Below are 4,528 nucleotides of genomic sequence, written 5' to 3'. Positions count from 1 at the left end.
GTGTAAGTAAATTCCTGTGGCTTTACTTCTACACGTTCAATGGTCTGCTCTAAAAGCGTCCCAATGAAAAATTTAACGACCTTGTCGTTTTCCATTAAACGCTTAAAAACAACATCATAAATAGGGTTGGCAATAATCATTTATATTTTGGATTTAATGTATGATGGACAAAGCTAATCCTTTTCTTGATTACATAGTTCGTTTATTAAAGTGGTAGGCAATGTTTTACCGCTTCGCACAGTGGCAAATTTAGCTCCGCTGATTTTATTCTGAACACAAAATTGGCATCCAATACTTGATTTTTGTAGAAGGACGAAGCCCCACTTTTGCCAAGCGGCTATTATGTATTGTTTGTATTATCGAGTAATGCATTTAATTTATTGTCAAAATTTTTTGTTTCGTTATTAAGTTGAGCCGAAAACTGTTTATCAAATTACTTAACTGTCTTAATTATTTTCTATATTTTTACATCAAACTTCAGTAAGACCAACTATTTTAGCTCTTGTGTCCGTTTCGTGTTCTTGTCGTTCTATAAGCTCTTTTGTTTGCAAGGTTCTCAAAACTGTTAAAGTTGCCATTAAGTCAATTTTAGCATGATTAGATAGCAAAATTTGTGTTACGCTCTGCTTCTCCAAGGTCAGCCTATGAATACTTACAAGCAATACGAATTGAGCGTGTGTTAACTCATATTTCTCCAACGCTTTTTTGATTTCTCTTCGCCACAAGTTAGTAACTTGCTACAATAAAAATCTTGTACTTTTTTTTCTATTTTTTTCAAAACTAAAATTCGTATTTCTTACTTGCATTTTAATTTCTTTATATAATTTTTATTAACTTCAAACAACGATAAAAAGCCTTATCTTAATTTTAGCTCGAATCAATTTCGAGAATAAAAAAAGTCACAAAACCTGTCACTATTATCCGCATGCTAAAATTATTTACCTAATAAAGCAGGCATTTAAATATAATAAACGAATATATAATATGCAAATTTATTTTTTATTCTATTCATTAATATTTTTATCTATGTATAAACTTATACTATTAAATATTAAAACACTTTTTTATTACACTTTACAATAAAAAAGGCGTGTGAACGGGCTATGGATATACTATATGAATTATCCCGTGCAGTGCGCCATGATGAGCCGTTGAAGATTTAAATAGATTACAGATTTTAAGATAAGGCTATTTCGTAAATAGGGATATCTTTCTTCAAAAAAATCATTTAAAGGCAACTAAGTTCTTGTTCTTATTAAAGATTCTGCACAACAGAAAAATATTACGGCGAGGAGGGGAATACATCACTCATAAAACATCTATGTTAATGCTACCGCTTAAGCACGCAATTTACCAATATATTTCATTAGGCTGGGTGGTATCGCTGATAACAGGCTTTATACAAGGTAAAAAAGCCGAAACCAAACACCGTGGAAGGCGTTCCTCAAGCACAATACACATTTTTCCCAAACACAAACCCCTAAACTGTATGTCTATCAAAAGAACCGCTCTTGCACACTGGAAAGGTTCTGGTGCAGAAGGTACTGGTACCCTTACCACGCCGATGAGTCGTTTTATGGAGCATCATCCCTATTCATTTAAAGCACGTTTCAAAAACGAAGATGGCTCACTTGGCACCAATCCGGAGGAACTAATAGTGGCTGCCCATGCAGGTTGTTATGCAATGAAACTCAGTTTTGTACTGGGAGGGATGGGCTTTACACCAGAAGCATTAGACGTAAAAGGCACTTTGCACATGAACGAAGGCGTGATCGAGACCATCTATCTGGACGTAGAAGCCAAAGTTCCAGGTATTTCAGATGAACAGTTTTTGGCTGCCACTACCGATGCAAAAGAGAATTGTCCGGTTTCTAAGGTGCTCAATGCGGCCATTTCTTTGGATGCACGCTTGGTCTAAAGGCGTGCCTACATGCACAATACAACGGGCGCACCTATGTCAGATGCGCCCGTTTTTGTAACAAAGCAGTGCCCAAAAAACTTATACTTCCAGATAGCGGAGAAACGCTTGGGCACGATATTGCAAGTCTTCATCGGTCTCGCGCTCCCCAAAATCGGCCAAAACATGGTAACCATGATGCTCCAATACATGCCGGATTCTGCTCGCGTGGTTTGTGTTGAGCTTCAGGGTTACGCGCAGCCGTCCTTCCCAATCTAAGGGCGAATCGGTGGTGAGAGACAAAATTTTGCCATTGTTTTCTTCTACCAGATAAGCAATACGGGCGGGAGAAAAATCACGGGATTCTTTTGCCTCTAACTCCAATACCACCCCATCGGCCTGTACATTCAGGATATTACAAAACCAGTCATAGAGTTGCTTTCGCTCCACGAGGCCAGCATATTTTCCCTCCTCGTCTTCTACTGGAATGGTTGTGAGGTCGTGCAAAGACATCAAGCGGGCCACTTCATAGGCATGTTCGGTTTCCTGTACTTTAACCGGGGATGGAAGGTATTGTGCTTCGAGCGTTTCGTCCCAATCGCTTAGGCTAAGCAGTTGTTCTTCCGAGGCAATGCCTAAAAGCACGGTCTGATCTTGTACGACTGGTAAATGCCGAACCCGGTACTCCGAGAGCAACTCCAAGGCCACCTCTATCGTGTCATCCGGTTTGAGTGCCGGGGTTATGGGGCTTAACAATTGAGAGGCTATCATGCAAGTGGCCTTTTGTGTGTTAATGGTTATTTAGGGCCTATCCTTAGATGTACGAAAAAACGGCGATGAATGCAAAATTATTTTAGTCTTTTTTGGGTTTTATTTATACCAAAGCAGGCTCATCGGTTGGGATGTATTCTGGCAACGAGTTCAAAAGGCCATCTATTTCTTTGGTCAACTTGGGCGACAGACGGAAATGCACCCTTGTCACCAATTCGGATTCATCGGCATAACGGGCTTGGGCCATCACATAGGACTCATCCAAGACCTCGGCAGACTTATGGATATAGGCAACCGCACGGGTCATGTGCATGGGGAAATAGGCAATGCGCTCCACATAATCGCGTTCAATAAAGGCTTGGAGGCGGCGTTTTAGTTCCTCGATGCCCATTCCACGCAAGCCAGAGACCATCACCGCATCCGGAAATTGCTCGCGGAGGGCCATAAGGAGGCCCCGTTCCTCTAAGGCATCAATTTTGTTAAAGACCATAAGGGTGGGCTTTTCCGTCACGCCCAATTCACGGAGCGTTTCATTGACAACCGCAATATGTTGCTCAAAATTGGGATGATTCACATCCACCACATGTAGGAGCACATCGCTTTCGCGCACTTCGTCGAGGGTACTTTTGAAACTTTCTACGAGTTTATGGGGCAGTTTTCGGATAAAACCAACAGTATCAGAGAGCAGCGCTTTCCAATCTGGGCTGAGGAAAACGGTTCGGGTAGTAGAGTCCAAAGTTGCAAACAAGCGGTTCTCGGCAAGAACGGTGGCATTCGCGATGGTATTGAGCAAAGTGGACTTTCCGGCGTTGGTATAACCCACCAACGAGACCCGCCATTCTTGTTCGCGGTTTTTGCGTTGTGTGGCGCGTTGGCGGTCTATTTCGGCCAATTTCCGGCGGAGAACAGCAATCCGATCTCCGATAAGGCGGCGGTCTGTCTCGATCTGGGTTTCGCCCGGCCCCTTCGTTCCAATCCCCCCTTTTTGGCGGGAAAGGTGCGTCCATTGGCGCGTAAGGCGGGTACGCATGTATTCCAATTGGGCAAGTTCCACCTGTGTTTTGGCGGTAGCGGATTTGGCTCTGCTGGCAAAAATATCAAGGATCAGTCCTGTTCTATCCACCAATTTACATTTCAGGGTACGCTCTAAGTTCCGAATTTGCATAGGTGAGAGGTCGTCGTCGAAGATGACCATATCGGTTTTTTCGCGCTCCACCCACTCGGCCAATTCAGCAATTTTTCCGGAGCCAAGGTAAGTAGCGGCGTTTATTTTAGGCAGGTTTTGGACAAATCGTCCTGTCACCTGTGCGCCAGCCGTATCGGCCAAAAGTTCCAATTCATTTAGGGCGTCTTCTACATACCACTTGGAAACTTCGGGTGTAATTAAGCCCACCACAATCGCCGTTTCCGGTTTTTTTTGGGTAGGATTCAGTTCATTCAAAAAAGATTCAGCGTTCAAATGGGTAATGGAGTCTGGTTGATGAAACGAAGGGCTGTTTTATATTGGGCGATGTTTTAGCGTCACATTAAAACATCTTTCAAACGCCCTTAACTGGCATTTGGTTTCAATGAATTCGTCAATGGCGCGTATAATACCAACTTGCAGGTGTTGGTGATGTATCCCGTTTTCTTTGCGGTGCGTACAGATTTCAATCATACCGCATTTACCCACACCTATCATGCTTTAATGAACGATTCAAACGCTTCTGTGGTTTGCGGCGAGGCATTGGGTTTACGACCACGCCCCATCCTCCGGCTACAAACAATCAGCTCCTAAAATTAGGCCCTTAAAAAGTTGCACCCCTACTTTAGAAAATCTTATATTGTAACGGGTAAATCTATGTAAACCCTTTACGGCTC

General features: G+C 42.6%; 5 protein-coding genes. 1 reads left to right on the top strand and 4 read right to left on the bottom strand.

Annotated elements, in window-relative coordinates:
• Together JNN12_01755 and JNN12_01750 are read right to left on the bottom strand one after the other, a co-directional pair.
• Positions 1 to 140 (bottom strand): hypothetical protein (locus JNN12_01755; GenBank protein MBL7977036.1); only part of this gene is annotated, 140 nt, incomplete at its 3' end.
• A 330-nt stretch (positions 141 to 470) separates the two neighbouring features.
• Positions 471 to 725: a MarR family transcriptional regulator gene (locus JNN12_01750; protein ID MBL7977035.1), complete on the bottom strand. Its 255-nt coding sequence runs from the start codon at positions 723 to 725 to the stop codon at positions 471 to 473.
• 770 nt (positions 726 to 1,495) lie between these two features.
• Between JNN12_01750 and JNN12_01745 the strand changes: the two genes are divergently transcribed.
• Positions 1,496 to 1,918: an OsmC family peroxiredoxin gene (locus tag JNN12_01745; GenBank protein MBL7977034.1), complete on the top strand. Its 423-nt coding sequence runs from the start codon at positions 1,496 to 1,498 to the stop codon at positions 1,916 to 1,918.
• Between the two features lie 81 nt (positions 1,919 to 1,999).
• Here JNN12_01745 and JNN12_01740 read toward each other — a convergent pair whose 3' ends face one another.
• Positions 2,000 to 2,668: a CBS domain-containing protein gene (locus JNN12_01740; protein MBL7977033.1), complete on the bottom strand. Its 669-nt coding sequence runs from the start codon at positions 2,666 to 2,668 to the stop codon at positions 2,000 to 2,002.
• Positions 2,669 to 2,771: 103 nt separating this feature from the next.
• Positions 2,772 to 4,100: a GTPase HflX gene (gene hflX, locus JNN12_01735; protein MBL7977032.1), complete on the bottom strand. Its 1,329-nt coding sequence runs from the start codon at positions 4,098 to 4,100 to the stop codon at positions 2,772 to 2,774.
• Positions 4,101 to 4,528 lie beyond the last annotated feature (428 nt).

This window comes from Bacteroidetes Order II. bacterium (genome assembly GCA_016788705.1).
Classification (GTDB): Bacteria; Bacteroidota; Rhodothermia; order Rhodothermales; family UBA2364; genus UBA2364.
The sequence above is the reverse complement of the archived record's forward strand: the minus strand, read 5'-3'. Positions and strand labels throughout refer to the sequence as shown.

Coding starts and splice junctions, on each gene's coding strand:
- JNN12_01740 (MBL7977033.1), bottom strand. CDS start 2,668: ATGATAGCCTCTCAATTGTTAAGCCCCATAACCCCGGCACTCAAACCG.